Origin of the sequence: Flectobacillus sp. (assembly GCF_049240685.1) — a bacterium.
Taxonomy (GTDB): domain Bacteria; phylum Bacteroidota; class Bacteroidia; order Cytophagales; family Spirosomataceae; genus Flectobacillus.
Map to the genome: position 1 here is coordinate 1 of NZ_JBMLSD010000181.1, position 5,299 is coordinate 5,299.

Here is a 5,299-nt window from a genome sequence, read left to right on the forward strand (position 1 = left end):
TATTAAAATCTGTTATTTGAAGTTTTTTAGTTTGGATTTTTCCAGCTCTTGTATCAAAGACAATACTTACCGTGTTGAAGCAAGAATCCTTGAATGCAATACCAAACCAAGAGGCAATCTCAAGATTATAAATGGTACTAGTTGCGCCGTCTCCTGTGCCCTTCGAAAGGTAGTTTTGACCATAGGGGCTACTGAATCTTAACGCACCCGTCATGAAGCCACCAGCTAAAGGCAAATAGTTAGCTAAATCGGTCGTATTAACTTTTGCATTCCAAGTAGATATTTGCGCATCTGTTACGAATTTGTTATTTGTGTTTTGAGCAATTAAAGTTGGACTGAGACTACCGTCTGTAAGAGCAGAGGTGATCATTGCTTGTGAGAGTGTTTTCCACGAAGCATCTCCATCGGCTGATGAACTCTTGACCAAAATTTGGTCAAGAGTTCCTGCATTAGGTAGGAAGGCAAGGGTTTTTACCTTACCTCTACCAGCAGTGGCATTCCATGTTACAATTTTCTCAGTGGGCATCTTACAATTCAGTAACTGTCGTACCTATTTCAAAAAGGATGGTATTTGCTGTAAGAGCAGTACCAATTACTTGACTGTAAGTGTCTGTACCTGCTACTGGCGTGGTAGATTTTGGAAGACCAGCCGAATTTGATAAGAAAACATCAGCACCTGGCGTAAGTCCAGTGTAGCCACCATTAATGCCACCAAAGAAAACTTCAGCATTGGCTGAGGCTGCTACTGCTGCTTTTACGAAGCCCATAGCAGTTTTAGCGGTTGAAGTTGAGACCGCTTTTACGGCTTTACCTGTACTGTCAATTGAAACGATATCGTTAGCTGCTAGAGCTTCAGCTGCCACAACTATAACGCTATTCACGGCGACACCGTTAGGCATGAGGGATACATCTAGCTTTCCACTACCGTTCAATTCGGGTACTTTTGCTGCTTGTGAAGCCGTGCCACCTGTAACAACAGTGGGTAAAAGGGTTTTGTCAACTTTCCCAGAGGCATCTAATTCAGGTAATTTACCAGCGTCGCCAGCACCTGCTGAGGTGGTTACGGATTTGACTACTTTCTGTCTACCAGAAGCGGAGTCTCTTGAGAGAATGTCTTTAGGCATTTTCTTCGTCGTTTAAGATTATTGGATTTGAAAAATTAATATTAAGCTCATCGGTTGAGATAGAATTTCCTGCTGATTGCGAAAGCCCTTTTGTCGGTGCAATAGAAGTTAATTTTCCGTTTTCTCCGATGAACATAAGTTGGTTTGGAGTAAGTCCCCATTCGGGAATCTCGGCTGTTCCTTCAACTTGCACAAAACATTCTTGACCTGCATTAGCAGCGTGTAATGATATACCAGTAGCAAGTCCGTAGTTTTCGATATCGAGAGGGTCATACGTATAGCATTGGTCGATACCAGCATTTTCAGCGATTCTTACAACATGACCTCTAGCGATATTTTGCATGGCGATTGTTCTTTTCCAACCGATGCCTTTCAAAATGATATTATTGCCATTTTGATTGACAATCTGCTTCGAAGAGGTTTCAATCTTCTGCTGCACAAGCTCTAAAAGCTCCTTTTTGAGTTCTTGATTTCCTTGAGAAAGACTGTTTGTAAGCTCACTGATGGTTTTCTGTGGTGAAGTCTTGGTAATGTATTCGACAAGCTTCTTTTTGAAAACCAAGGCAAGTATTACCACTCCGAACAATGCAAAGGCTATTATGCTGATGGTTTTATTACTTTTTTTCATTGCTACCAATACTTTTTGTTTTTCCTGAGTAAAGGTGAAGGGCGCTAAGGTTTTGCTACCAATTCGTGAAGCCCGGGAATCATTTGGAGAGCTGTCGCTTTGTATTTTTGCTACCAAAAAGCTTGATTACCCTTCGTGCAAAAACCAGTAGAAAACCTACCATCAAAACTCCTATCAAAATTTGCCAAAGCTTTATACTTTCTTCATTTTGTAGTGGCACACCTTCAGTCCCTTTTCTCACAACTATCTTTCCTTGTACCATAAAAGCTTTGAACCATTGCCCAGCTCTACGAAAGATTTGATAGCTTCTATCAAAGAGGTCTAAGGGCTTCTTGAGTAATCCCAAATGGTCGTATTTTGTACCTTGGATATGCGTCACATTGAAATACGATGGATAAATAAAGTTGGTAACAAAGATGTCGTTGATGTAATAGCCAATAGATGGATTTGCTATTGGGTCAGCTAGTTCAACGAGGAATTCAACTTCCTTGGTACTATCCTCAAAATCCTTTCCTTTCACAATTCTTTGTCCATAAGGGTCGATACACATTTCGATAATTTCCTCAGAAAGAACCTTCGTTAGATGGTTTTGTGAGTAGTTCTGTGTTACCCAATCGGTCAACCTTGCTTGAGCATAAGGAATGTTGGTGGTAGAGTCATACCAATGCGTTCCGTTGAACTTGTTTTCTGTTTCCTCGACAACTGTTACTGTCCAAAACCCTGTTGGTATTTCTGCAAATGTTCGAAAAGCTCTTACTTCGCCTGTTACATCCCATTTGGGTGCTACGTCTCGTTGGAGTTGAATCTGAATTGCATTCGCAATTTGCTCAAGTAATTCATACGAGATTTTTCCCGTTTTGTCTAAGAGTGCAATCTTTCTATACTCCATTAGTCATTGGTGGGATTACTGCTGGCTTTTTCATCTTTCGAATAGCCCATCGGATTAACCAGAATAGCAAAATGGGAACTAGAATAACTGTTGGAAGAAACCAGATAATGTTCTTTTTAAGAAAAGCCAAATACTTGTTTTCCTCTTCAGCAGGAGGCGTATCTTCAGTATCGTCATCTGAACCTGTCTCAGTTTTATTATCGGTTTGAACCGTTTTATTTGCTCCACCAAAGATGCCTAAAAGCCCTTTTGCTACATCTAAGATTTTCCCCAAAGTGTTACCAGATGAATTGGTATTCGTATTGGTGTTAGTTCCTCCAGATACTGGTTTTTCATCCTTCAAAGTATCTTGGCTTTCCCAATAGGGGAGGGTGCTCAGGACATAGTAGGTTTCTCCATCTTTTGCTTTGAACTCCAAGAAAGTGTTTTTGTCTCCCGAAATTCCTTGAACAGTTCGACCAGTAAGTTCACCAAGGTACGCACCATAATAGGCAGCATACGCAAGGGATGAAATATCGGGAGCGATGAAGTATTCAGCATAAGCGACATCCTCCTTTACATATAAGTATTTTGCCATTTTTTATAGTGGTTAAACAGGGCTACAACTTTTATTGGTAGCCCTACAAGTGTTGTTAGTTAAGTGGCTGTAAAACAATGCATTACTTTGGTGGTTTTTTAGAAAAAAGTTGTAACCCTATGAATTTTGATAGACAAGAGGTTTGTATCCTAGACCTCTAATCAACCTTCTTAACTGTAAGGGGCTGATTAATCGAGCATCGACTTTGGGTAAAGGAAATTGTGCTTGAGTAAGCGCCTCATAACACACTTCAGAGCAAAATTTCTGCTCGGGGTTGTCGAGAAGAGCAGTCTTGTACACCATGCCAACTACTCCAATAGCATCATATTTCTTGCCTTCGTTTTCTACAAAATACTGATAGGCTTTTTCCCAATGCTGTGACCCGATTTGATAGACTTCATATCTTTTCGGGTCAATGGATTCAAAAGCTCGAAAACCTACCCCTTGACTAAGCCAAGCAGAACCTCTTATCCAAGCTTTTTCATCGAAAAGGATTTCACAATGAACCCATTCTCCTTTGCCTCCCACTGCCATCATTCGTTGCCAGAGATACGAATCTTGATTGCGGAAACTTTCGAACAGTAAATACATTGTTAGACTAAAATTCCTAAATCGTTTGTGACAATATCAAAGCCTCCGTGTTTGCCTAGCGTGCGAAGAATATAATCATGAGCCTCTCCTGTAGTATTTGCAAGCGCATATTTCAAGCTTTTGCCAGCAATGCCATATTTGGTTTTTGCCGTTGCATCGCCTTTGTTGTAAGATACTACTACAGAAGCTAGGTCATCAGCGCCGTAGATATCCAAAAGGTTAGCAAGCTTCAACGCACCAATGTGAATATTCAATTCTGCATTATAGAGGTCGTTTAGGCTTGATTTTTTCGAGATTTCGACTAGACTTCTATCAAACTTATCGACTGCATCAATGATTTTTTCCGCACGAGTTTCACCAAGGTTTTTCCTCAAAATTGCTTCGTGAGCATCAGGAACATAGTTTTTATACTTCTTTGCTACTACGATGGTATCCGTTGCGGTGATAGGCATTAATTGCATAGGACCTCTTGCACCACTTGATGACTTAGAAAACTCTAATTTATCGGGGTCAATTTCTGTCACCATAACACCCCAAATCATCCACGTAGGTACTTTGGTTAGCTCCGAGGCGTGCGCCACATAAGAGCCAAACTTAGGCATTAGGGTATCTTTGATGAAATTTGCCCATTTTTGACGTGATGCAGCGTTGAACTTTGAAGCATCTGAGTCCTCAACAAGCGGAAAAGTACCTGCAACAGTTGGATTGGCAAATCCAGAAAAACCGATGGCTAGACTATTTTCTACAGCACGATTGATGTTGAAAGTATGTTCTTTGTCAGCATTGTCTACAAACTGGAGATAAAATGCATCATCTATTTTGTTTAATGTTTCAGCTTCCGTTTTTTTTCGATTCAAGAAATAGTATCCACCGATGGCGAGAAGAAAAACGGCAACGACGACTATAAGAAATTTTGCTACTTTATTCATTTTGATAAAAATTTGGTTTTGCTACCAAAAAAGAATACCCGGGCGAACATAAATGCTAAATGCCAGGAATGAATTGGTAGCAAAAATCCAAGATTGACGGATAATATTAGACCATTGAATATTGGTTTTGCTACCAATGATATTTTACAGAATGGTTAGGTATTTGGTGACCTACTTATTTCTCGCTTCACGAAAAGCAATCTTTTTTGCCTCCTTACGAGAAAGGTTATACGTAGTTACTTTTTTGACTTCCTTGATTCCCGAACGAAGTTGAAGCTCTTTGGCTCGCTCATCTACGTCTGAAATAGAGATAGGCTTGTCAACAGAGCCTAACCCTTTAGCTTTTTTCAAGACCGAGAGCGTGAATAGTTCCGTTTTAGCGCCTTTTTTGCATTTGTACACCTCTTTATCATCCTCATGTTTACGTGAGACGATAGTATATGTACCTTTCTTTGATTTTAGCTCACCGATGTACTCTACTTGTTCATCGATGTCAAATCGGAAGCCTTTTTTCTTTTTTCCTAAAGAGAACATGGTTTTTAAGGTATTTAGTGATTTGAT

At 40.1% G+C, this 5,299-nt stretch carries 8 protein-coding genes; all 8 read right to left on the bottom strand.

Annotation, left to right across the window (positions count from 1 at the left end):
* Window positions 1-526: tail fiber protein (locus ACOVQ4_RS08410; protein ID WP_421820206.1), on the bottom strand; the 526-nt coding region annotated here is incomplete at its 3' end.
* 1 nt (window position 527) lies between these two features.
* Window positions 528-1,124, bottom strand: coding sequence for a hypothetical protein (locus ACOVQ4_RS08415; RefSeq protein WP_421820207.1), 597 nt, complete (start codon window positions 1,122-1,124; stop codon window positions 528-530).
* Complete coding sequence (locus ACOVQ4_RS08420) at window positions 1,117-1,752, bottom strand: hypothetical protein (RefSeq protein ID WP_421820208.1); 636 nt, start codon at window positions 1,750-1,752, stop codon at window positions 1,117-1,119. The genes ACOVQ4_RS08415 and ACOVQ4_RS08420 overlap by 8 nt, the downstream gene beginning before the upstream one ends.
* A 79-nt stretch (window positions 1,753-1,831) precedes the next feature.
* A complete protein-coding gene (locus ACOVQ4_RS08425; RefSeq protein WP_421820209.1) occupies window positions 1,832-2,641 on the bottom strand; it encodes a hypothetical protein in 810 nt (269 codons plus the stop codon).
* A complete protein-coding gene (locus ACOVQ4_RS08430) occupies window positions 2,631-3,218 on the bottom strand; it encodes a hypothetical protein (RefSeq protein ID WP_421820210.1) in 588 nt (195 codons plus the stop codon). The genes ACOVQ4_RS08425 and ACOVQ4_RS08430 overlap by 11 nt, the downstream gene beginning before the upstream one ends.
* A 117-nt stretch (window positions 3,219-3,335) precedes the next feature.
* A complete protein-coding gene (locus ACOVQ4_RS08435; protein ID WP_421820211.1) occupies window positions 3,336-3,809 on the bottom strand; it encodes a hypothetical protein in 474 nt (157 codons plus the stop codon).
* Between the two features lie 2 nt (window positions 3,810-3,811).
* Complete coding sequence (locus tag ACOVQ4_RS08440) at window positions 3,812-4,738, bottom strand: transglycosylase SLT domain-containing protein (protein WP_421820212.1); 927 nt, start codon at window positions 4,736-4,738, stop codon at window positions 3,812-3,814.
* A 171-nt stretch (window positions 4,739-4,909) separates the two neighbouring features.
* Window positions 4,910-5,299, bottom strand: a 390-nt coding sequence (locus ACOVQ4_RS08445) for a hypothetical protein (RefSeq protein ID WP_421820213.1), incomplete at its 5' end; no start/stop codon positions are given.

Coding starts and splice junctions, on each gene's coding strand:
- ACOVQ4_RS08435 (WP_421820211.1), bottom strand. CDS start 3,809: ATGTATTTACTGTTCGAAAGTTTCCGCAATCAAGATTCGTATCTCTGG.
- ACOVQ4_RS08440 (WP_421820212.1), bottom strand. CDS start 4,738: ATGAATAAAGTAGCAAAATTTCTTATAGTCGTCGTTGCCGTTTTTCTT.
- ACOVQ4_RS08415 (WP_421820207.1), bottom strand. CDS start 1,124: ATGCCTAAAGACATTCTCTCAAGAGACTCCGCTTCTGGTAGACAGAAA.
- ACOVQ4_RS08420 (WP_421820208.1), bottom strand. CDS start 1,752: ATGAAAAAAAGTAATAAAACCATCAGCATAATAGCCTTTGCATTGTTC.
- ACOVQ4_RS08430 (WP_421820210.1), bottom strand. CDS start 3,218: ATGGCAAAATACTTATATGTAAAGGAGGATGTCGCTTATGCTGAATAC.
- ACOVQ4_RS08425 (WP_421820209.1), bottom strand. CDS start 2,641: ATGGAGTATAGAAAGATTGCACTCTTAGACAAAACGGGAAAAATCTCG.